The following is a 22,436-nucleotide window of genomic DNA, read 5'->3' on the forward strand; positions in this document are numbered from 1 at the left end:
TAACAGGCTTTTATCAAGAAAAACCCCGAAAAATCGACGAACCCCGAACCCGTCACCAGAGCGTGTCCAGAGTCCTGGGTACACCAGGTGAGCAGGATCAACAAAAGGCCTGCCGAAGCGAACCATGTTCTCGCTGTACCGGCATCGGCTTCCTCGAAACCAAGGGCCACACTCATGGCTGCCAAGGCCGTGAAAGTAAAGGTTGGCACGGTGCCCATGGCCGCGCATAGGGCAGCGGGGGCAGAGAGTGTTCCTCTCCTATGCAGAATCACGATGGCGGCAACGGCCAAGGTGAGCGGTCCCACCAAAACTGCTAAGAGAGTTCGCACAACGCCCACTTCTGGAACTAAGAGGGTGTTGCTCAAGAGAATTACTGCGGCCCCCAAAAAAGCCACCAGCGAAAGAGCCGCGAAGACTACTGCCCAGCGATAGCTTGCCCGCTCACCCATTCCATGGGAGCGGATGGACCATGCCTCAGCCATCGATGGCCGCATGATCCCCTGATCACTGGCATATTCATCCAATGTGTCCAGCATGAAACGGCCATGTTCTGCGCGCCAGCGTTGCGGATACCAGCGGAGCAGGCGTGCATACTTTTTGCGTCTCGGACTGCTCATCCTGTGAACCCCCAACCCAAAGTGGCAGGTGCTGCACGGCCAGGCACAGCACGGCCAGCAGTACTTGTTCCCGGCAGAACGCTGCCTGGCAAAGTACCGCCCGCAGTAGTAGCGGTGCCTGCCAACCGCTTTTCCGCAGCCCCCAAGCGAACAGAGAGCCGCTCCTTTTCCAACGTCAGTATTTGTATGCCGGCGTCCGTCAGATCGTAATAGCGGCGAGCCCTGCCATCAACTATTTCCTCGCCAGCGCGGCGCACAAGCCCGTCCCGTTCCAGACGCTCCAACGAGGCGTAGAGGGTTGTCACCCGCAGCGATACTGCACCATCCGTCAAACTCTCTACGTCACGCAGCACGGCGTAGCCATGTGCACGCCCGCCCGCAAGGGAGGTGAGTATCCAAAACGTATTCTCATTCATGAACATTAATATACCCGTTATGGGAATATCCCGGTAGGAGAAGTAATAACGTGGAGCCGCAGGGTATCGAGGTGAGGCAGAGCCTTCCAGCGGCCCCCATCAAAAGGCTGTGGCCTGGCCTGATCAGCTGTCGATCGATGCCGCTATAGCACTGAGTGCGGCTACTGATCCGTCCGCAATGGCACGGAGGTTCTCAGTAATTTTCGGTAGCGGCCAGTTCCACCAGGCAAGCTCAACGAGGGTTCGGATGTCCGGTTCTTGGTACCTGCGTCTGATAAGCGTGGCCGGGTTTCCTCCTACAATTGCGTAGTCCGGCACGTCCTTAGTAACCACAGCTCCTGTGGAAATCACGGCTCCATGGCCGATCCGTACCCCTGGCATGATCGTTGCGTTCGCGCCGATCCAGACATCGTTGCCAACTATTGTGTCCCCACGGGAGGGTAGATCTGTGATCAGATCACGGTGTTCGCCCCACGCCCCGCCCATGATGGGGAACGGATAGGTGGATACTCCGTTCATGCGGTGGTTTGCACCATTCATGACGAACGTAGTGCCGGAGGCAATGGCGCAGAACTTCCCGAGCACCAGCTTCTCTGGACCGTAGTGATGGGTGACGTTCCTGGTCTCAAATTCAGCGGAATGCAGAGGATCGTCATAGTAGCTGTACTCCCCAACCTCAATCAGTGGGTTCTGAATCAGCGGTTTGAGGAAAACCACTCGGTCCTGCCCCGCGATTGGATGGATCTGCATGGGGTCAGGAGCGCCAACGGTAGACATCCCGTTAGCTTAGCCCGTTGGGCTGATATACCCATCTGGGAGCCAAGAAGAATCTGATGACAGGACCGGCCCACAAGGGGACATGAGTTACTCGCGGACTTCTTCCCGTACCGGTTTGAGATGGCTAGGCACCGCTTTTCCCACCATGGCCGGGAATTCGCAGCTGAACTCGCCCTTATATCCGAAGAGGAAACCAAAGTAGGGGTTGCGTACCTGCATCTGGACGGTGAACACCCCACGTGCCTCGTCATAACCTTCGTAGAGGTCCGCCGTGCCGGTGCCAATCCGCGGAAAGTTGAAGGCCACGGGTCCCTCATAAAAACGCTGGCCAGTGGTTTGCAGGTGCAGGGAGCCATCATCAAGAACTTTCAGGACAAGATCCGTGGCTAGATGCTGGTGAGTGCCGAGATAGTCCACAATGGTTCCACGCGCTTTGCTGTACACCATGGTGGCGTCAAAGCGGCGCTTCTTCGCCTTCTCTGCCCTGGCGCTGGGCATGTCCAAGGTCCGGACAAAGGTCACGGTGGGACGGCCAAAACCATCAACGTAAGGATAGTTCTCCACCGTGAACGGGATGTTATTTCCGTGGTCAGGGAACAAGATGTTGCGGAAGGCACCCAACCGCAGAAATGGTACCGTCCACCAGGCACCGCGCCGCACCTGCGTGAAGACTCCCGTCCCCACGCAGCCATAGCCGGCTTCAACACCCACACCGAAGCGCTTTTGCATCATGGGGTGCAGCCGTTGAAAGTCTTCGCCCAAGGCAGTTTCAAAAATTGATGCCATGAGCTTTCCTATCCCTGCCGGCCGGTCCCGGTGTTTGATTGTTCGGGTTCTTGTAAGTCTGCGAGAGCAGCAGGGGCACGTGCTGCCTGTTCATCAGGTGCGCGGCGCAGGCAACGCCCAGCCCGCGGGACGGACCAATGCCTTGGAAACAGAAGAGCGGCAACGGCAGCCCCGGCACCCAGCGCTCCCAAGCCCGCTTCTTGCTTCTGCACTGCCCGGACCAACAAGCCGGCGCCGGCAAGTACCCCGCCTGCACGGACACCCGCGTCAAGGAACCAGCGGTTGCGGGCAGTGCGCGGATCCAGATCCGTCTCGGCCCACAGCCGGAGGCGGTCAAAGCTGATGGCCGTAGCCCAGCCGAGCGCCGGACGGATGAGACGCACATCCACGGCTTTCCCGACGAGGCCCATCCCGGGCCTGTAGTTGTAGCCGGTGACGAAGCGGAGCCCGCAGCTGGTGGGGATGTAGCGCCAGTAGCCTGAACCCGGGCCGATGGGTGAAAGCGAGTCGGCGGTGTCAAACTTCAGCACCGATGTGGCTTGGCCATCCGCACGGTGCCGGTGGCCGAGGGAAGTCCCCGTACCTCTGATCGCATGGAAGGGCAGCAGAAATTCGTAGCGGAACCGGACCTGTCCCTGCTCGTCCTGGTCGAGGGGAATGATGCGGGAGAACCGCAGGTCCCAGCGCGGATGTTTCTCCGGGTTCTGACTCAGCTCCCACACACGCTCCATGGAGGCCCGGATATGCGCTTCCACGTACAGTGGTTTCCCGGGTTTCCCCAGTTTCCCGACTTTTTGCTCTCGCCCCAGAGTTCTCCCCATCAAGCCATCTTATGGGCCCAGCGAATGAGCCCAGGCAACGGCAGGCATCGAAAGCAGTTACTCCATCTCATGCCTGTAGCCCTTCCCTTCTCCGATTGCCAACCCAGGCCTGCCGCCCTAGCTGCGCCTAGACGTGGTGCAGGCACCGGGTGACAACGCCCCACACGGCAGCCTCGCCAGTCAGGAAAAGCACCTCCGCAGCAGCCGGGGACGGAGCAGTGGCGGGCGCGGTGAGCAAGGAGGTCACGCCGTCGTGCATGGAAAGGCGGCGGATGAGCAATTCACCCTCCACAACCACCACCACCACGGAGCCGTCACGCGGGGTGAGCGCCCGGTCCACGATAATCTCATCGCCGCTGGCAATGCCGGCACCGGCCATGGAATCGCCAGCCACACGCATGAGGAATGTGCTGGTGCGGTCACGAATCAGGTGGCGGTTGAGGTCGATCCCGCCGTCGAAGTAGTCGCGGGCGGGCGAGGCGAAGCCTGTGGGTTCGGCGCTCTGATGTCTGGGTGCGGGCACGTCCATACCAAACACAACACCACCGCCTAGAACAAAGATTCGAAACATAAGCGTATCACTGCTCAGGCAGCGCCGTTTGGTGCTGCGGGGTGCGCGTTCTACGGTTGGAGTTGTGAATGTTGCAAGCACTGTCATGCCATGGGACGGCCACCGGCGGGGCAGCACCGGGTACCGCCGGGTACTGGCCGCGCTGGCATGTGCCGGGGTGGCGACATTCGCTCAACTGTATTCATTGCAGGGCCTGCTTCCCCTTGTTTCACGGGATCTAGGAGTCACAGCGGCGCAGGCCTCGCTCACGGTTTCCATGGCGACGATCGGGCTGGCCGTGGCCGTCCTGCCGTGGTCCTTCGCCGCCGATCACTGGGGCCGGATCCGCACTATGGGCCTTGCCGTTATTCTGGCCACTGTGTTTGGCCTGCTGGTCCCGGCGGCCCCGAACTTTGAAATCCTGCTCCTCCTGCGAGCGCTGGAAGGCGCAGCCCTGGGCGGCATACCGGCCCTGGCCATCGCGTATCTGACGGAGGAAGTCAGCCGCTCCAACGCTGCTGCCGCCGCCGGGGCCTACGTTGCCGGGACAACGCTGGGCGGGCTTTTTGGCCGCCTGCTGGCAGGGCCCGTCGCCGACCTCGCCGGCTGGCGGATAGGCACTCTTGCCGTCTCCCTCTGTGCAGCGGCCGCCGCCGTGGCGTTTCTGCTGTTGGCACCCAAGCCCAGGGGGTTTGTGCCGTCCCCGAGGGAAGGGTTTGGCTCCGTGCTGGGCAAGCTCCTGCCACAATTACGCAGCACTTCACTGTTGGCGCTCTACGCCCAGGCATTCCTGCTGATGGGCTCCTTTGTCAGCGTGTACAACTACTTGGGGTTCCGGCTCGAAGCGCCTCCGTACTTGTTCCCGGCGTCGGCCGTGGCGCTACTGTTTCTGGCGTACCTGGCCGGGACGGTGTCCTCGCGCATGGTGGCCGGCGTGGCCGCCCGCTGGGGCCGGCGGGCCGTGCTCTTGGTATCCGCCGGGGTCATGGCCGCCGGATTGGCCATGACGTTGGCGGCCCCGATCCCCGTCATTCTGGTGGGGCTGGTCCTCTTCACGGCCGGGTTCTTTGGTGCCCACAGCATCGCCTCGGGGTGGACTGGCGCCTTGGCGCTCATGGGCGGGGCGCAGGCCTCATCGCTGTACAACCTGAGCTACTACGCCGGCTCCAGCGTGGTGGGTTGGAGCGCGGGGCTGGTTTTCCAGCAGTTCGGCTGGACCGCGATGGCCGGCGCCTTGGCAGTACTGATCGCCCTCGCCGTAGTTGCCGCGGTGACGCTGCTGCCGCGGTCTGCCGGGCGGGCGGGCGGCACCCGCTAGGCGCTTGGGGCTGCCGGCGCCACTAGGCGCTAGGCGCGGGCGGAGCCGTGGCTGATGGCCGCCCTGGATGTATTGCTGATCGTGCTGCTGAGCATTGCCGCGGTCCTGTTTTTAGCGTTGCAGTCATGGCTGGCCGTCACTGTGGTCCGGCGCGTGGTGGACCGGCACCGATACCAACACCACCGGGCTGGATGTCTCACCCCTGGTGGCGCTGCTTCTGCTGGTCCTGGCCGTGTGCTGAATTTTTGCCTTGGGTGTGGCTGTGCTCGTGTTCATCGAGGCGGCGTTCACCACCGGCACATTGCCATCCCTCGCGCATTTTTTCACTGGCGCGAAGGCACGACGGCGGCGCACCCGGCGGTATGGGCGAAGTCATCTCCATCGCGGTGCGGCACGGGCTCGGTTCACGGCTGCGCGGCTTCGGCCGGGACGACGGGTTCGGTCAGGAGGCGAAAACGGCCCGGGCCCTGCGTCATGCCTTGGACGAAGCAGGGGTCACGTTCGTCAAGCTTGGTCAGATGCTCTCCACCCGGCGTGACCTTTTGCCGGAAGCGTTCATCAAGGAACTAGAACTGTTGTAAAGTGACGCCTCCCCTGCCCCGCGGGAATTCATTGAACCAGCCATTGAAAAGAGTCTGGGCCAGCCACTGCCGGCGGTCTTCTCCCACGTGAACCCGGCGCCGCTGGCCGCAGCCTCGGCCGCACAGGTGCACCAGGCCACCTTGCTGGACGGGTCCGACGTCGTGCTTAAAGCCCAACGCCCCAACGCCCTGGATCAGGTCACCCTGGACACGGACATCATCTTGCGCCTGGCCCGCTGGCTGAACACCACCACGCCGTGGGGCAAGTCGCTGGGTGTGCTGGCGCTGGCCCGTGGCTTTGCCGATTCGCTCGAGGAGGAGCTCGATTACCGGATCGAGCTGAATAACATGCGCAGCATTGAGGCGTCGCTGGCACACTCGGGCAAGTTCTCCGTCACTGTCCCGCACGCCTGTCATCAGCTCTCCAGCGAGCGGCTGCTGGTCATGGAACAGCTGCCAGGGAGCCCCGTGAGTTCCGCCGGCACACTACTAACTGAGATCTCCGGCGGCGAGCGCACGGCCCTGGCGCAGACCCTACTGGGCGCCACGCTGGAGCAGATCATTTCCGACGGCGTCTTCCACGCAGACTTACACCCCGGCAACATTTTCATCACCCCCGAAGGCACACTGGGGCTGTTGGACTTCGGCTCCGTGGGCAGGCTGGACCCAGCCACGCAAACCGCGCTGGGCATGATGCTCTACGCCATTGATAAGCACAACGCCGCCGGGGCCACGGACGCCGTGATCGAACTCCTGGACCGGCCCGAGAATCTGGATGAGCGTGCGCGTCTTGAACGACCCCTCCGACCGCTGCTTCCTCACCGGCCTGTTCCAGCAGCTCATTGTTGCAGTGCTGGCAGGATCCGCAGTGCTGGGCGCCATCTTGCTGATAACCAACAACGGCGGACCTGTCCTCACTGAGGGCATCAACCTTTACGGTTTCTTCGGCTTCGTCCTACTGTTCCGCGGGTTTGTGCTGGGCATGCGCGCCCTCATGCTCGTCTTCAAGAGCACGTCGGACGAATAACGCAAAGCTGCCCGGCGGCAGAACCAGCCCGGCGGCGAGCTGGCTGCGGCAGAACCAGCCCGGCGGCGAGCTGGCTGCGGCAGAACCAGCCCGGCGGCGAGCTGGCTGCGGTAGGCGCCATCCGCCGTCGAACGTGCTTGGATTGAGTCATGTCCACACTCATTGTGCTGCGCGGTAATTCCGGCTCGGGCAAGAGCACCGTGGCCCGCGCGCTGCAACGGGATCTGGGCGCGGTGTGGATTGAACAGGATTATCTCAGGCGCACCGTACTGGGTGAAAGTGGCAACTATTCCCCGCTGAGCGTGGAGTTGTTGGAGCAGTCGGCAGCGCTGGCGCTGGCACACGGGCGCACTGTCATTGTGGAGGGCATGCTGAACCCGCGAAAATACAGCTGCGTCCTGCACCGCCTGTGCGGCGGACATTCTGGCCGATGCCTGTTTTACGCCTGGGACCTGAGCCTGGCTGAGACGCTGCACCGGCACGCCACACGCCCGGGGAAGCAAATGGACTTCGGGGAGAAACAAATGCGCAGCTGGTACCGGGGCTGGGATCCCCTCGAGGGAATCGCCGAACGGCGCATCACAGCGGAGGAAAGTGCGTTGGAGACCGTGGCGCGCATTGAGCGCGACGTCCGCCAAGAGTGAGATTTGGCGATGAGAGCCATGGAAGCGCTGAAATATGTGCTGCGCACAATCGATCCGTGAGATAAGGCTGCTTTGGGACGTCAAAGCGACCTTTTCTCACGGATCGATTCACGGGGACACGCGTAGAGCCGCGAAGCTACGCGGTCAGGCCCAGCTGGCTCATCCGCCTGGAGTGGTTGCGGGTCAGCGTACTCAAAATGGTGGCAATGTCGGCCGCGGCCTGCTCTTGCGTGGCATCAGCTCGCAACCCCATCAAGAAGCTGTGCTTGGCGCCGATCCGCTGTACCTGCGTCAGAGCCTCCCCCACCAGGCGGCGCCCCCACAACGCCAGACGGGAGGACAACCGGGGGTCCTGGGCCAGCATCTTCTTCAACAAGGTGGTCAGTTCCTGCAACTGCTCATCGCTGGTGCGCACCTTGGCTACGGCCTCACGGGTGGACTCATCCAGACGCTCGGCTATAGCCGCGTAAAACTCTTCCGTGATGGCCTCCACCACATAGGCCTTCATCAAGGATTCATGCCAGTCCGCGGGCCGGGTCCGTTCGTGAAAAGAATCAACCATGCGCTGATAAGGAGCCATGGCCAGTTCCGGGTCCATGCCCATTTCCACCAGCCGGGCGCACATGGCCTCATAGTGGCCAAACTCTGCAACAGCCATTTTCCCCAGAACCGCCCTATCGGAGAGCGACGGGGAGTGACGGGCATCAGTAGCCAACCGCTCAAAGGCTGAGAGTTCGCCATAGGCGATACTGCCCAGCAAATCCACCACAAAGTTGTCATAGCGGGCGCTCAGTTCACCCGCGGAAACACAATCGTCAGGCTCGGACGCTGAAATACTCATAGACACCAGCGTAGTCCGTGCCGCGCCGCGCTCGTTCCGGCGGGGAATCGTTTACGCTGAAATAGTGCCGTACTCCTACATTGGCGTTAGACGCAGCGCCGCGCAAGCCTCCCTTGCCCAAGCCCTAGCCGCCTTGAGCGAGGAATTCAGACTGCCGGACGGATTTGGCCCGGAGGTGCTGGCGGAGGTTGAAACGGTCATCGCCGGCCACCAATTGCCCGCACCGGATCTGACCGCTTTGCCCTTCATCACCATTGATCCGCCCACGTCCTTGGACCTGGACCAAGCCATGTATCTGGCGCGCAGCGGCGACGGCTACGTGGTCTATTACGCCATCGCCGACGTGCCCGCCTTTGTCCCCGCTGGCGGTCCGCTGGATACCGAGACACGCCGCCGCGGCCAAACCATTTACACCCCCGGCCAGCGCATCCCGCTACACCCGCTGCGCCTGAGCGAGGGCGCCGCGAGCCTCTTCGCCAATGATCCGCGCTCGGCTTACGTCTGGGAAATCCAACTCGCCGCGGATGGTTCCCAGACCAGCTGTTCGGTCCAGCGCGCCACTGTGCGCAGCATTGCCAAGCTTGGTTATGAGCAAGCTCAGGAGATGTACGACGCCGGGACCGGACCATCCGCGGTGGCTGGCATCTTGGCGCTTTTGGCTGAGATTGGGACAAAACGCATCACGTTGGAACGGGCCCGCGGTGGTGCCAGCCTGAACGTACCGGCACAAGAAGTTGAGTTAGTTGAGGGCAAGTACGTGCTTGAGTTCCGCCCCAACCTGCCCATCGAGGACTGGAACGCGCAAATTTCACTACTCACCGGAATGGCCGCGGCCCAGGTCATGATTGAGGGCAAGGTGGGCATATTGCGCACCATGCCGGCCCCTGACGAGGAAGCCATTGCAGCGTTCCGCCGTCAGAGTCTCGCGTTGGGCAAACCGTGGGGTCATGACATGGCTTATGGGGCGTACTTACGCACGCTGGATACGGCAGATCCGAAGCATCTCGCGTTGATGCACGCCGCCACCACACTGTTCAGGGGCGCCAGCTACACCCCGTTCAACGGAACCGTCCCGGAACAGATTTTACAGGCGGCCGTTGCGGCACCCTACGCCCACACCACCGCGCCGCTGCGCCGGCTGGTGGACCGTTTTGTACTGGCCATTTGTGCCGCTCTCTGCGCCAAAGAGGCCGTTCCGGAATGGGCCATTGCAGCACTGGACGAACTTCCAGAGATCATGGCCGCCTCGAATCAGCTGGCCAACAAAGTGGACAAGGCAGCCATTGACACAGTGGAGGCCGCACTGCTCAGCCATCAGGTGGGAGGCGAGTTTGACGCCGTGGTACTTGCCGGGCCCAATAAGAACGGCCACACCACCAAAGCAGCCCCAGCCCGCTCCTTCATCCAGATCACGGTGCCGGCCGTGAGTGCATATTGTGAAGGTGATCTGGAGCCGGGTTCGGTGGTTCGGGTCAAACTGGAGTCCGTGGACATCGCCACCCGGAAGGTGAAGTTCGTTCTTGCGCAAGCCGCCACCCCTGTCATATGAGCCTGGGCAGCAAATTTTTTCAAGTGGTAAGGCTAGACTGAGGGTGTAGACATGGATGCCCGGTCGTTGATTATTAGTATTTGTTTCAACAAGCCCGCCCCTACGCGCGTCTTATCAGCTGTTCCCATACCCGCCTTTCTGGCTTTGGGACGGCACGAATTTGCAAGCCCGCGATCGGCTTCCCCTAAGGTAGTGCCGCTGTTCTGCGGTTCCGTGAGGCCTCTTGTGCCCGCGTTGAGCCCGGTTGGCGGCACCTTGTATAGACGAATTGAATGGTAAGCATTTGAGCATTGAAACAGATTCCCTGCTGCAAGCAGAGGACAGCAACGAAAAAGTTGAAATTGACGGCACGCTCAGCAGTAACGAGCCGGCACGCCAGGAAGAAAAGGAAACGTTCGCCAGTTTTGGCGTGCACCACGAGATTGTTTCCTCCCTCACGGAAGCCGGGATCACCCACCCCTTCCCCATCCAGGCCATGACACTGCCCATCGCCTTGACCGGCCATGACATCATTGGCCAGGCGAAGACAGGTACCGGCAAGACGCTGGGCTTCGGCATCCCCGCTCTTAACCGCATTGTGGCTCCCAAGGATGAGGGCTTTGAAAAGCTGGCAGCCCCGGGCGCACCCCAAGCCATGATCATTGTGCCCACGCGTGAACTGGCTGTCCAGGTTGCCGGCGACCTCACCACAGCGTCCAAGCACCGTGGCATTCGTATCGCCACCATTTACGGCGGCCGTGCGTACGAACCCCAGGTCGAAGCCCTGCAGAAGGGTGTGGAACTTGTTGTTGGCACCCCCGGCCGTTTGATCGATCTGCTCAAGCAACGCCACCTGAACGTCAAGCACGTTCGCATGGTCATCTTGGATGAGGCCGACGAAATGCTGGATCTGGGCTTCCTACCGGATGTTGAAACGCTGATTGCCGGCACTCCGGCGGTCCGCCAGACCATGTTGTTCTCGGCCACCATGCCCGGCCCTGTAGTGGCCATGGCCCGGCGCTACATGACCCAGCCCACGCACATCCGTGCGGCTGATCCGGATGACGAGGGCCTGACCAAGCGCGATATCCGCCAGCTCATCTACCGCGCCCACAACCTAGACAAGATCGAGGTCCTGGCCCGGATCCTGCAGGCCAACGGCCGCGGCCGTTCCATCATCTTCACCAAGACCAAGCGCACCGCCGCGAAGGTTGCCGAGGAACTCGTTGACCGCGGCTTCGCCGCCGCTGCCATTCACGGCGATCTGGGCCAGGGTGCCCGCGAACAGGCCCTGCGTGCCTTCCGCAACAACAAGGTGGATGTTCTTGTTGCCACAGATGTTGCTGCCCGCGGCATTGACGTTGATGATGTCACGCACGTGGTCAACTACCAGTGCGTTGAAGACGAGAAGATTTACCTGCACCGTGTGGGCCGTACGGGCCGCGCCGGTAACAAGGGTACGGCCGTGACGTTTGTGGACTGGGATGATATGCCCCGCTGGGCGCTCATCAACAAGGCCCTGGGCCTGAGCGTACCCGAACCCATAGAAACGTACTCCTCCTCCCCGCACCTGTACACGGATCTGGATATTCCGGTGGGCACCAAGGGCCGTCTGCCGCGCGATAAGCGCACGCACGCCGGCATTGACGCCGAGGTTCTGGAGGATCTGGGCGAGACAGGCAAGCGCAATTCCCCCAAGACAGATTCGGGCCGGGGCCCCCGTGAAGGTGAGCGGGGAGGCAACCGTGGAGGGAACCGCTCAGGGGCCCGCCATGGTGAGAAGCGCCGTGATGAGAGCCGCACGGGGGATAAGCGAAGCGATGAGAGCCCCACAGGCGAGAAGAACGACGGCGGCCGCAACCGCCGCCGGACATCCTCCGCAGCGCCTGCCCAGGCGCAGAGCTCTCCGGTTGAGGCAGGCGCTCCTGCGGATGCTCCCCGGGCACGGCGCACCCGGACCCGCCGCCGCAATGGGGAGACAGTGAATAAGCCCGCTACGGGCGAATAAGCACCCCGACTAAACACCGCTTAAAGAACTTTGCTCCCACCACCCGTTCCGGGTGGTGGGAGCAAAGTTCTTTAAGCTTTAAATCAGTAGGCTCCTGGATCAGGCGGCCACTGACTAGATCAGCGGGCGGCCCTCACGCTTGGCTGCCCGAATTTCTTGGATGAATGCTTTGCCCAGGACATAGAGCACCCCGGCCACAATGACGGGCCAGATCAGGATGTAAAGGGTCAGAAAAAATACGCTCATGCCTGTTCCCTACGCTTTCTTTTCAAGAAGTGAACCGGAGTCGGTGTGGTCAGCTTCGGCGCGGTCGTCGAAGTCGCCAATGCGCTTCTTGATGCTGTCGAAGTCGAACGTGGCGTTGTTGCTAAAGCACATGAAGTAGCAGACAAGGGTACTGACGGCGTAGGCCACGAGCGAACCGGACAAGACTGTGTAGCCGTGCAAGAAGCCGATGGCGAAGGGTGCCGCGGCCACCATCGCCACACCGGCCACAATCTTGGCGGTCTTTAGCCCAAAGAAGCCAAAGGCCATCAAGCCCAGCACCACACCGATGCCAATGACCGAGAGCACATCAACAATGATGCCGGTGGCACCGGTCATGGGTATCCATTCGAAACGGATCGGCAGGAAGAAGGCCAAAGCCACCAGGACCGAGACCGTGAACGCCTTGTTGGTGACCTTTTGCCAGTAGAAACTGGCGATGACGGGGAACACCAGGGCACCCCACAGTGCACCGACAAAAACCAGCAAGTCCAAAATATTCAGCTTGCCGCTGGCGAAGTATAGGCCCGCGCCGGTGGCCACAATCATGGTGATGCGGCCTACGAACAGCATGGTCTTGGGATTCGCTTCACCCTTCTTGGCAATGTTTTGCCCGTAGATATCGGCCATCATGATCGAGGACATGGCGGAGAGGTCCGAGTCCGCCGTCGAGGAGAGCGCGCCGATGATCATGATCAAGAAGATGCCCAACAAAACGGGACTCAGGTAGGTGGCCGCCATCTGCGGGATCAGGTTATTCGTATCCCCATCCAGCGGGGCAACGCCAGCGTACAGGGCCATGACACCGAGCATGCCAATGCCAATGATCGTGGCCCCGTAGCCCACCGTGGCCGTGATAAAGGTCTTCTTGATCAGATCCTCACGGACGGCAAAGAGGCGCTGCGCAATGGTCTGGTTGCCAATAGCGTACGCCAGAACGGCAGCAATGTACGGGGCGCCCTGGTTCAGGAATGCCTCGGAGGAGAAGAAGTTGGACTGCTGCGGTGTCAGCTTGGACGCCCCCGTCACCAACATGTCCGTGCCACCCGCAGCAAAGAACACCACCGGGATGATAATGACCACAGCACCCAGCATGGCAAACACCTGGATGGCATCGGTGAGCACCGAGGCACGGAATCCGGACCACAGCGAGTACAGCAGGATTCCGCCACCAATGAACAGGATGCCCTGGGTGAAACTGAAGGGCGAAAGCAGCGAAATTAGTGCCCCGCCGGCAATGAAGTTGGAGGTGATACTGACCATTGAGCCAACAATGTTGGACCCCGCAAGCATGAGCTGGCTGGACTTGCCGTGGCGTGCGTACATAACCTCAGCCAAGGTGTGGGCTTTCGGTGCCACTGCCCGGATCCTCTTACCGAAGGGGTAGATGAACAAGATCATCAACGCCCCCCACAGGCCATAGTGAATGGGCCCTGAAATCCCATAGGTGTATCCGGAGGTGGCTGAGGCGTACATTGAGGACGCCCAGATCCACGTGGCCGTCATACTGCCGGCCGAAATGCCGAACCCCACCTTGTTCCCGGCGGTCATGTAGCCGTCTGCGTTTTCTTTTTTGCGACCAATGAACAAAGTCATCATGAAAGTGCTGCCAAAAAACAACACTAAAAGCCCTATTACTGTCCAGCCCCCAAGCTGGTGAAGTCCTGCGCCATCCGGCACCATGCATATCCTCTCGCAAGGACGGAACTCACCGGCATTCCGCCACAAAATAGCGTGCGCCGCCCAAAAAAGATGCATAAGCAATCCGGTGAAGGATCCAACAGGCGCACTTCCCCGCCCGGGACCAGCCGCCAAGGCAAGCAGTTTTATCTGCGCAGGCGGCCCAAAGCAGAGCACCGACAAGGTGCATCCACTACCGGAAATTCAACGGCTGACGTTCAGCCGGCAACGGGAATACAACGGGCTCGAGAGCAGTGTTGATTGCCCAGTCGAACCAATAACGTGCTTCACACTAACAGCCTCAGTCTGCGCCATGATGGATATTACGAGCATCAAAGGATAACAATGATGCAACCATTGGCGCTATGGCAGGAAGGGCGCCGTTCCTGTGCCCCACTCCAGAAGCCGTTCCAGTGCGTCGGGTGAGGTGAGGTTTTCGCCGAGCAGATTGGGTTTTCCCGCCCCGTGGTAATCGGAAGAGCCTGTCATAAACAGTCCGCGCTCACGGGCAAGCACCCGCAGCCACGCACGTCCCTCAGGAGGATTGTCCCGGTGCTCAACCTCCAAACCCAGCAGGCCGGCGTCGATCATGTCATGAAAAATCTCAGGTTCAACCACGCGGCCCCGGCCCGTAGCCACGGGATGGGCAAAAACGGGCACGCCCCCGGCGGCGCGGACAAGTTCCACAGCCAGCACCGGGTCCACGGCATAGTGGCTGACAAAGTACCTCGAGTGCGAGGTAAGAATGCTGGCGAAGGCCTCATTGCGGTCGGACACAATGCCTGCCGCCACCAAGGCGTCCGCAATGTGGGGCCGGCCCACGGTGGCACCCGGGGCAACATGGGCACTGACGTCATCCCAATTCAGCGGGTAGTCCTCGGCGAGGCGCTCCACCATGCGCTCGGCGCGAGTCTGCCTGGCCACCTTGGCCTTGGAAATCTCCTCCAGTAGGCCAGGATGGAGGGGGTCTTGGAGGTAGCACAGCAAGTGCACGCTGATGCCTCGAGCTGTTTTGCACGAGATTTCCATGCCTGGAATCAGCCCTACACCGTGCAGCTTGGCGGCGTGCAGCGCTGGGGCCCAGCCATCCGTTGAGTCATGATCCGTCAACGCCATGACATCAAGGCGGGCCGCTGCAGCCGCGGCCACTAATTCGGCGGGCGGCTGTGTACCGTCGGAAACATTTGAGTGCGTGTGCAAATCGATCTTCACGCTCCAAGCGTACGTCGCTTCGCCCCACCTTTGTCCCAATGCGTAAGCGGTGGGAGACTTAAGGGGTGAACCAGACAGAGCAAACCTCCGTGCACCCCGACCCTTCAAGCGAGCTGCCCCTTGAGGAGCGCGTGAACAACCGTTCGCACCGCCCCGATTCGGACGCCTTCCGTACTTTCATGGCCTCCAGCTGGGCCCCCACATCAGCTGAACTCCCGGCCCGCGCCGAGGTGGCAGACCACGCCGCACGCCGCCGCCACGGAATTTCATTACAATTCCCAGGCGAACGCCTGGTCATCCCGGCCGGGCCGCTAAAGGTTCGCTCCAATGACTGCGACTACCGTTTCCGCCCGCACTCCGCCTTCGCGCACCTGAGCGGCCTGGGCGTGGACCATGAGCCCGACGCCGTGCTGGTGCTGGATCCCGTGGCAGAAGGTGAAGGGGACAACGGCTCCAATCACAGAGCCACCCTCTATTTCCGTCCCATGGCTGGCCGGGACACCAAGGCGTTCTACGCTGATTCGCGCAGCGGCGAGTTCTGGATTGGCCGCCGCCCCACCCTGGCCGAATTTGCGGCACAATTGGGACTGCCCACCGCTGACGTTACCGAGTTGGAAGTGGGCATCACCAAAAATGTTGGTGAGACCAGCGTGGGCGGCACCTCCATCCGCCTAGTACGCAAGGTTGATGAGAACATTGACGCACTGGTGGACACGGCCCGCTACAACACTGCAGCGAATCCCGACGCCCTCGATTTCGGGGCCCTCGATGACCTCGACGGCAAGCTGGCGGAAGCCTTGTCCGAGCTGCGCCTGATCAAGGACGCTTGGGAGATTGAACAGATGAAGGTGGCTGTAGCAGCCACCATCAACGGTTTCGAAGACATCGTGAAGGCACTGCCGCGCGCAGTAGCCCACCAACGCGGTGAACGCATAGTGGAAGGGGCCTTCTTCGCCCGCGCCCGCGAAGAAGGCAACGAGCTCGGCTATGACACCATTGCCGCAGCCGGCAATAACGCCACCGTGCTGCACTGGAACCGCAACACCGGCACCGTCAAACCGGGTGACATGCTGCTGGTGGACGCCGGCGTCGAGGCTGATTCCCTCTACACGGCGGATGTCACCCGCACACTGCCCATCAACGGAAAGTACTCAGAGGTCCAGCGCAAGATCTACCAGGCCGTCCTGGATGCTGCCGATGCCGCCTTCGCCGTAGCCGTCCCCGGACGGAAGTTCCGCGACGTTCACACCGCCGCCATGGAAGTTTTGGCCAGCCGCCTCGCTGACTGGGGCCTCCTGCCAGTTTCTGTGGAAGAGGCACTATCAGCCGATGGCCAGCAGCACCGCCGTTGGATGCCGCACGGCACCAGCCACCACCTGGGGCTGGATGTCCACGACTGTGCCCAGGCCCGAGCAGAGCTCTACCTTGACGGTGTCATCACCGAAGGCATGATCTTCACCATTGAGCCTGGCTTGTATTTCAAGGATGAGGATCTGGCCATCCCGGCCGAGTACCGCGGCAACGGCGTGCGCATTGAGGATGACATCCTCATCACCGCCAACGGGCCCGTGAACCTCAGCGCGGCACTGCCCCGCACCCCGGATGACGTCGAGGAGTGGATGGCGAACCTCTCCGACTAACTCCCCTGGCGCACTTTTGCCGCTGCTTGCCGTACCTTGCCGCAGGACTTCCTGAGGCATAATGCGCCAAGCGGCGGCATTTTTGCCTTTCAAGTACGACGCCGGGAGCCCGCCTCACGCTGCTCTCACACCCCGGCGATGAGCGCCTTGAGTGCCGTGACATGGTCCTGGTAGGCGAGTTGTCCTTCGGGAGTCAGCGCCGCCCATGTCTTGACCCGTCCCTTGCCTGTTGGTTTGCTCAGCGTGAGGTAGCCGGCATGTTCTAGGACCTTCAAGTGTTTGCTCGTCACGGAATCGGCCACGCCAAGCATGTCCCTGATAGTGCCGAATTCAGCTTGGCTGACGCCGCTGAGGAACGCACAGATCTGCAGCCGGTTGGGAGCATGGATGACCTCGTTGAGTTGGACGGTCACAGCTTCTCCCGCAGCTGTTTGCGCAGTGCCACGTCGAAGCCCCGGCCAAAGACATTCACAGCAACAAAAACAACGATTCCGGCCACCCAGGCCGGCCAGTCGAGCCCCTTCTCGGCGTGAAAATAGTACGCACCGGCCATGCCGCCAACCACGACCACAAGCAGGGGAAGCGTCCACCAGCTGGCCTTGCCTGCCGTGAGGCCGTTGATCCACATCCCGGTCTTCTTTTTATATGCACCCATGAGGACGCCCAGGCCTAGGAAATACACCACGGTCACGGCGATGATTGCCACGGTGCCGCCAATCGTGATGGTCACGACAAACATGGCAGCCAGCAAGCCCAGCACGGGGTGGTACCACCACGGTGTGGTGAGCCGTTCGGCGGCGTTGCTTCTAGCGCTGGCGATGGCGGTCAGTGCTTCTTGGGCCTCGCGGGCTGATTGATTTTCCATAGTGGAAAGTCAAGCACATTCCATAACGGAAAGTCAACGGCGCCTCCCCACCGCGCTGGCGCGGCGATCCCCGCCCCGCCCGCCACCGCTGCACTCCGCGTCCTCCCCCTGAGGATCGAGTACGCGCCCATATTAAGGTACGACGGCGGGAGGTCACCTTTTCACAAAAAGGTGACCTCCCGCCGTCGTACCTCAGATGGGGCTACTTCAGGTGGGGCTACTGCTGCGGCCCGTTGGGCTCCTCGGGAGCAGAAGGCGCCGGCGCGGGCTCTACCCGGATGCCGTACTGCGGGCGGCCATCCGGCAGATCATGGAACTGGCCCCGGGGAGTGGCCCCTGACTGGGCTCCGTCAGCGTCCTGACCCGCGTGAGCTGTCTCAGCACCAGGCTCAGCCGGCGCATAGGGGTCATGCCAACCCTCGGGGCGGGAAGGAGCTTGCTGCGTCGATGCAGGGGGCTGAACGGGCGGACGGTAACCGCCTTGTCCCTGAAAAGTGTGGGGCCGCTGTGCCGTGGAGTTCATGGGTAGCTGGGTCAGCAGGCGGCGTGCTTCACCGGCCACATCGGGGGTGACAATCACGTCATAGCTGGAAGCTAACACCTGGTTGGTGGAGGTGAAGTCACGCTTACCGCGCTGTGCCGCGTAGCCAATGATCGCGAAAAGCATCCACAGGGCAGCACCGAGGAATACTGAGGTGATGACATTGATGTACGGGGCACCGCCATTGCTTCCTGAGTCAAAGAAGCTGAGCATGACGCCAATGAACAAGCCAAACCAAGCCCCTGTCATGGCTCCAGTGAGGGCCACCCGGGGGTAGCTGAGCTTGCCCGTGACACGTTCCACCATTTTCAGATCGTTGCCCACAATGGAAACGTGCCGGACGGGGAATTTCTCATCGGCTAAGTAATCGACCGCTTTCTGCGCATCCAAGTAGGAAGTATAAGAACCGATTGTTTCTCCAGCGGGAACAATGCGGGCCTCATCCAGGGGTCGAGAGCGTCCAAAAAGGTTTGCCATCTCTCTATTGTCCCCCATTTTCCTGCACGTTGGCTGGAGTATCGCTGGCAGTGAAATGAACAATGTCAGTGTGCCTGCTCCGCTTCTCCGGCACGGGCGCCACTTTTTGCGCTTCGTTGGGCCTTTCTGTTGGGCCATTCTTTGGCATGGGAAGTAGCCTGTAAGAGTGAGCACACAACCTACCCGCATCTTTGTGGCCCGTCTGTTGGGCCTTGACGTCTTTGACCCCCTCGGCGACAGGCTCGGCAAGCTCCGTGACGTGGTGGTGTTGGGCCGTGGCGCACAGTCAGCCCCCCACGCAGTGGGCATTGTGGTGGAGGTACCGGGCAAGAAGCGTGTTTTTGTGCCCATGACACGGCTGACTTCCATGGACCAATCACAAATTATTTGCACGGGACTAGTCAACTTGCGCCGCTTTGAACAGCGCGGGGCCGAGCAACTGGTTCTGGGCGGCATTTTTGACCGCAAGGTGACGTTGGTGGACGGTAGCGGCTTTGCTGTTATTGAAGACATTGCCATGGATAAGCAGCGTCACGGGGACTGGCTGGTGACCAAGCTATTTGTGAGGCGTGGTGCCTCCACCTCACGTCTGCGCGGGCTGCGCCGTGGCCACACCATGCTCATTGACTGGGCCGAGGCCCGCACGGAAGATGAGGCAGAGCCACAAAGCGCCACATTCTTTGTAGCTACACATGAGGATCTTAAGGCCGCCGATTTCGCCGATGCGCTCCAGGAAATGAGTGACAAACGCCGGGTGGAGGTTGCCAGCGAACTCCAAGATGAGCGCCTGGCTGACGTCATGTCCGAGCTCCCGGAAGATGACCAGGTCACGCTGCTCTCCGCATTGGATAATGAACGCGCAGCAGACGTCCTTGAAGAAATGGACCCCGACGACGCTGCGGACCTCCTTGCCGATCTTCCCCAGGCCAAGGCCGAGGAACTGCTTTTGCTGATGGAACCGGATGAAGCCAAGGATGTCCGCCGCCTGCTCCAGTATGCGGAAGGCACCGCTGGCGCACTGATGACCCCTGTGCCGGTAATTCTGCCCCCGGAAGCCACCGTGGCAGAAGCCTTGGCCCATGTGCGTAGTGAAGATATCTCCCCCGCTCTCGCCTCAGCCATCTTCATCTGCCGTCCCCCCTTGGAGACACCCACGGGACGTTTCCTTGGCGTGGTGCATATCCAGCAACTGCTGCGCAGCGCCCCACCGGAACTGTTGGGCACCATTGTGGATAAAAACTTAGAACCTGTCTCGGACCAGGATGACATCTCCGTGGTCAGCCACATCATGGCTTCCTACAACTTGAACTCTCTCCCCGTAGTCAGCAAAGAGGGCCGCCTGGTGGGGGCTGTGACCGTTGATGACCTACTAGATCACCTTTTGCCCGAGGATTGGCGAACCCATGAAGATGGTGCCCCCATCAAGAAATTAGGAGGACGCATTGGCTGAGCGGCATCACGCCAGGGACGGCGGTCTGGACACACCCTTGGAGCTCAAATCTCGGCTCCTGCCCAACCTGACCAGTGATCCGGACCTTTTTGGCCGCTTCGCCGAACGGTTCGCCCGCTACATGGGAACAGCCAACTTCCTGCTGTACATGACCATTTTTGTGATCGTCTGGATCGCGATCAACGTCATTGGCCTCTTTGGACTCAAATGGGACCCCTACCCGTTCATCTTGCTGAACTTGTTCTTCTCCACGCAGGCTTCCTACGCAGCCCCACTGATTCTGCTGGCCCAGAACCGTCAAGATGACAGGGATAGGGTTCAGATTGAGCAGGACCGCTCCCGCAATGAGCGTAATTTGGCTGACACCGAATACCTGACACGTGAAGTGGCCGCGTTGCGGATTACGTTGCGTGAAGTTGCTACCCGTGATTTTGTTCGCTCAGAGCTGCGCGGCCTCTTGGAGGACCTTCTAGCGCTTCAGGAGGAGGGTGTGTCAGATTCCTTCGACGGCGGCGCTCAAGACAATGGCGATACCCTAAAGGAGTCGCGTGCAGCAGCGCGCCGGCCGGCCACGAGTTCATTCAAGGCCGTTTCACCCAAAAAATCAGCCAAGGGTGCCGCCCCGAAGCGCCCCACCGATCCTTAAGGCCAGCATTTCATGACCGCCCCGTCCGAATCCGCTCTCCTCGCCGCGCTGGCAACTGTCATTGATCCGGAACTGCGCCGCCCCATCACCGACTTGGGGATGGTTGCCTCCGTTGAAGCGTTCGAGAACGGCGCGGTTACGGCCGGCATTCGGCTCACCATTGCGGGGTGTCCCTTGCGTGAAACCATCACTGCGGATGTCACAGCGGCCCTGTCACAGCTCCACGGCGTCACTGATGTCCGCGTGGAACTTTCTGTGATGACCCCCGAACAGCGCGCCGAGCTCAAGGAACGGCTCAAGGGCAGCACCCCGGAGCGCGGCATCCCCTTCAACGCAGAAGATTCCCTCACCAGGGTCTATGCGGTAGCCAGCGGCAAGGGCGGGGTGGGCAAGTCATCGATCACCGTGAATTTGGCCTGCGCACTAGCGGCCCAGGGATTGCGCGTGGGCATTGTCGATGCGGATATTTACGGTTTCTCCGTGCCCGGGCTAATGGGCATCACACAGGCCCCCACCCGGGTCGATGAAATGATCTTGCCGCCCGTGGCCCATGGAGTGAAAACAATTTCCATTGGCATGTTTGTGGCAGGCAACCAGCCCGTTGCCTGGCGCGGACCCATGTTGCACAGGGCGCTGGAGCAGTTCCTGGCCGATGTCTACTTTGGTGATCTGGACATCCTGCTCCTGGATCTGCCGCCCGGCACGGGAGATGTAGCCATTTCGGTGGCGCAACTATTGCCTAAGGCGGAGATCCTGGTGGTCACCACTCCTCAGGCAGCAGCCGCAGATGTGGCCGAACGTGCCGGCGCCATTGCTGTGCAGACAGGCCAGAAAGTGGCTGGCGTCATTGAGAACATGTCATTTTTGACGCTCCCGGACGGCAGCACCATGGAGTTGTTTGGCTCCGGTGGCGGAAAAATTCTCTCCAAACGGTTGAGTCAAACTGTGAATGCGCCGGTGGAACTGCTGGGGCAGATCCCGTTGGATGTTTCCTTGCGTGAGGGCGGCGATGCGGGTCTGCCGATCGTCTTGTCCAACCCGGAATCACCAGCGGCCGCGGCACTTTTGGCCATAGCGGGAAAGCTGGCTGTTCGCCCCCGCGGACTGGTGGGGCGCCAGTTAGGCGTCACTCCCAAATAACGCTATCCCACCAATGGTGCCATTTTGACGTACGCTATCCCACGGTGTGGGATAGCGTACGTCAAAATCAGGCCATTGGTGGGATAGCGTTGAGAATTGGTGGCTGGTTTAGGTCGCTTCAGTGTCGTAAGGGGCCATCTGCCCGGCAGGGAGGCGTTCCACCTCGGGCAACGCGGGTCCGGCGTCGGTTGTTTTATTCGACTCAGCGGAGTCCTTGCCCATCATGCTGGCAATAGCCGCACCCGGAGCCGTCTTGAGCGATTTTAGAGTGTCCAGATCCTCGTCATCAATGAGCGCTTCGCGGATGATGCGGCGGGGATCGTACTGGCGCGGATCGAGCTTCTTCCAGTCGATATCGTCAATATCAACCCCGGCTTCTTCCTTGATGGTTTCGCGCGCGCCGGAAGCCATCTTGCGCACCTCACGGATGAGGTTCTTCAGCTTTTCCACATATCCAGGAAGCCGGGAGGGACCGATCACCAAAACTGCCACAATGACAATCAGGACCAGCTCAGGGGTATTGATACCAAACACGTTAGGAAGATTACCCTCTCAGTACTCAAAGCAACGATTCCTAGCGGTAACGCTTGAAAGTTTACGTACTTGT

The 22,436-nt window shown here is 61.0% G+C and carries 23 protein-coding genes and 1 pseudogene; 10 read left to right on the plus strand and 14 right to left on the minus strand.

Annotated elements, in window-relative coordinates:
* The 6 genes and pseudogenes from CVS29_RS15280 to CVS29_RS15305 form a co-directional block, all read right to left on the minus strand.
* Positions 1-617 (minus strand): annotated as a pseudogene (locus CVS29_RS15280) (hypothetical protein); the annotation flags it as partial.
* On the minus strand, positions 614-1,033 hold the full coding sequence (locus tag CVS29_RS15285; protein WP_110107277.1) for a PadR family transcriptional regulator: 420 nt from the start codon (positions 1,031-1,033) through the stop codon (positions 614-616). The pseudogene CVS29_RS15280 and the gene CVS29_RS15285, both read right to left, overlap by 4 nt.
* Before the next feature lie 123 nt (positions 1,034-1,156).
* Positions 1,157-1,810 carry a CatB-related O-acetyltransferase gene (locus tag CVS29_RS15290; RefSeq protein ID WP_110107199.1) on the minus strand — a complete coding sequence of 218 codons (654 nt, stop codon included), beginning with the start codon at positions 1,808-1,810 and terminating at the stop codon, positions 1,157-1,159.
* Positions 1,811-1,897: 87 nt separating this feature from the next.
* Complete coding sequence (locus CVS29_RS15295) at positions 1,898-2,596, minus strand: DUF4166 domain-containing protein (RefSeq protein ID WP_110107200.1); 699 nt, start codon at positions 2,594-2,596, stop codon at positions 1,898-1,900.
* 8 nt (positions 2,597-2,604) lie between these two features.
* A complete protein-coding gene (locus tag CVS29_RS15300; RefSeq protein WP_170121004.1) occupies positions 2,605-3,351 on the minus strand; it encodes a hypothetical protein in 747 nt (248 codons plus the stop codon).
* Positions 3,352-3,544: 193 nt separating this feature from the next.
* Positions 3,545-3,946 (minus strand): LexA family protein, encoded by a 402-nt coding sequence (locus CVS29_RS15305; RefSeq protein ID WP_110107278.1) that lies wholly within the window; start codon positions 3,944-3,946, stop codon positions 3,545-3,547.
* A gap of 127 nt (positions 3,947-4,073) precedes the next feature.
* Here CVS29_RS15305 and CVS29_RS15310 point away from each other — a divergent pair, with 127 nt between their 5' ends.
* From CVS29_RS15310 to CVS29_RS15320, 4 genes are all read left to right on the plus strand, one after another.
* The gene (locus CVS29_RS15310) at positions 4,074-5,285 is read left to right on the plus strand and encodes an MFS transporter (protein ID WP_110107279.1); all 1,212 of its coding nucleotides are present in this window, start codon (positions 4,074-4,076) and stop codon (positions 5,283-5,285) included.
* A gap of 362 nt (positions 5,286-5,647) precedes the next feature.
* The gene (locus CVS29_RS18980) at positions 5,648-5,866 is read left to right on the plus strand and encodes a hypothetical protein (RefSeq protein WP_245932275.1); all 219 of its coding nucleotides are present in this window, start codon (positions 5,648-5,650) and stop codon (positions 5,864-5,866) included.
* 54 nt (positions 5,867-5,920) lie between these two features.
* A complete protein-coding gene (locus CVS29_RS18985) occupies positions 5,921-6,787 on the plus strand; it encodes an AarF/ABC1/UbiB kinase family protein (RefSeq protein WP_306457064.1) in 867 nt (288 codons plus the stop codon).
* 255 nt (positions 6,788-7,042) lie between these two features.
* Positions 7,043-7,537 (plus strand): AAA family ATPase, encoded by a 495-nt coding sequence (locus CVS29_RS15320; protein ID WP_110107202.1) that lies wholly within the window; start codon positions 7,043-7,045, stop codon positions 7,535-7,537.
* Between the two features lie 136 nt (positions 7,538-7,673).
* On the opposite strand, the gene CVS29_RS15325 is transcribed toward CVS29_RS15320, so the two are convergent.
* Positions 7,674-8,378, minus strand: coding sequence for a ferritin-like fold-containing protein (locus tag CVS29_RS15325; RefSeq protein WP_110107203.1), 705 nt, complete (start codon positions 8,376-8,378; stop codon positions 7,674-7,676).
* A 64-nt stretch (positions 8,379-8,442) separates the two neighbouring features.
* On the opposite strand from CVS29_RS15325, the gene CVS29_RS15330 reads away from it, so the two are divergent.
* On the plus strand, positions 8,443-9,927 hold the full coding sequence (locus CVS29_RS15330; RefSeq protein ID WP_110107204.1) for an RNB domain-containing ribonuclease: 1,485 nt from the start codon (positions 8,443-8,445) through the stop codon (positions 9,925-9,927).
* Positions 9,928-10,267: 340 nt separating this feature from the next.
* A complete protein-coding gene (locus tag CVS29_RS15335) occupies positions 10,268-11,914 on the plus strand; it encodes a DEAD/DEAH box helicase (protein WP_373366724.1) in 1,647 nt (548 codons plus the stop codon).
* Positions 11,915-12,028: 114 nt separating this feature from the next.
* On the opposite strand, the gene CVS29_RS18715 is transcribed toward CVS29_RS15335, so the two are convergent.
* The 3 genes from CVS29_RS18715 to CVS29_RS15345 form a co-directional block, all read right to left on the minus strand.
* A complete protein-coding gene (locus CVS29_RS18715; RefSeq protein WP_211315159.1) occupies positions 12,029-12,160 on the minus strand; it encodes a putative transporter small subunit in 132 nt (43 codons plus the stop codon).
* 9 nt (positions 12,161-12,169) lie between these two features.
* A complete protein-coding gene (locus CVS29_RS15340) occupies positions 12,170-13,861 on the minus strand; it encodes a sodium:solute symporter family protein (protein WP_110107206.1) in 1,692 nt (563 codons plus the stop codon).
* Between the two features lie 360 nt (positions 13,862-14,221).
* Positions 14,222-15,070 (minus strand): PHP domain-containing protein, encoded by an 849-nt coding sequence (locus CVS29_RS15345; RefSeq protein WP_110107207.1) that lies wholly within the window; start codon positions 15,068-15,070, stop codon positions 14,222-14,224.
* A 65-nt stretch (positions 15,071-15,135) separates the two neighbouring features.
* On the opposite strand from CVS29_RS15345, the gene CVS29_RS15350 reads away from it, so the two are divergent.
* The gene (locus CVS29_RS15350; protein ID WP_245932276.1) at positions 15,136-16,710 is read left to right on the plus strand and encodes an aminopeptidase P family protein; all 1,575 of its coding nucleotides are present in this window, start codon (positions 15,136-15,138) and stop codon (positions 16,708-16,710) included.
* Positions 16,711-16,835: 125 nt separating this feature from the next.
* Here CVS29_RS15350 and CVS29_RS15355 read toward each other — a convergent pair whose 3' ends face one another.
* From CVS29_RS15355 to CVS29_RS15365, 3 genes are all read right to left on the minus strand, one after another.
* Complete coding sequence (locus CVS29_RS15355) at positions 16,836-17,123, minus strand: transcriptional regulator (RefSeq protein WP_110107208.1); 288 nt, start codon at positions 17,121-17,123, stop codon at positions 16,836-16,838.
* Entirely contained in the window at positions 17,120-17,575 is a 456-nt protein-coding gene (locus CVS29_RS15360) for a hypothetical protein (RefSeq protein WP_110107209.1), read from the minus strand. Before CVS29_RS15360 ends, CVS29_RS15355 begins: the two co-directional genes overlap by 4 nt.
* 217 nt (positions 17,576-17,792) lie before the next feature.
* Positions 17,793-18,593, minus strand: a complete 801-nt coding sequence (locus CVS29_RS15365; RefSeq protein ID WP_110107210.1) for a YflT domain-containing protein — start codon at positions 18,591-18,593, stop codon at positions 17,793-17,795.
* Between the two features lie 166 nt (positions 18,594-18,759).
* Between CVS29_RS15365 and CVS29_RS15370 the strand changes: the two genes are divergently transcribed.
* The 3 genes from CVS29_RS15370 to CVS29_RS15380 are packed head-to-tail and all read left to right on the plus strand — an operon-like array spanning position 18,760 to position 21,829.
* Entirely contained in the window at positions 18,760-20,043 is a 1,284-nt protein-coding gene (locus CVS29_RS15370; protein ID WP_110107211.1) for a magnesium transporter MgtE N-terminal domain-containing protein, read from the plus strand.
* Positions 20,036-20,689: a DUF1003 domain-containing protein gene (locus CVS29_RS15375; RefSeq protein WP_179442468.1), complete on the plus strand. Its 654-nt coding sequence runs from the start codon at positions 20,036-20,038 to the stop codon at positions 20,687-20,689. The genes CVS29_RS15370 and CVS29_RS15375 overlap by 8 nt, the downstream gene beginning before the upstream one ends.
* A gap of 12 nt (positions 20,690-20,701) precedes the next feature.
* Entirely contained in the window at positions 20,702-21,829 is a 1,128-nt protein-coding gene (locus CVS29_RS15380; protein ID WP_110107212.1) for an Mrp/NBP35 family ATP-binding protein, read from the plus strand.
* A gap of 108 nt (positions 21,830-21,937) precedes the next feature.
* Here the strand turns inward: CVS29_RS15380 and CVS29_RS15385 are convergent, their stop codons facing one another.
* Positions 21,938-22,363, minus strand: coding sequence for a twin-arginine translocase TatA/TatE family subunit (locus CVS29_RS15385; RefSeq protein WP_110107213.1), 426 nt, complete (start codon positions 22,361-22,363; stop codon positions 21,938-21,940).
* Between the last annotated feature and the right edge of the window lie 73 nt (positions 22,364-22,436).

It is taken from the genome of Arthrobacter psychrochitiniphilus (assembly GCF_003185915.1).
In the GTDB taxonomy this organism is placed as follows: Bacteria; Actinomycetota; Actinomycetes; order Actinomycetales; family Micrococcaceae; genus Specibacter; species Specibacter psychrochitiniphilus.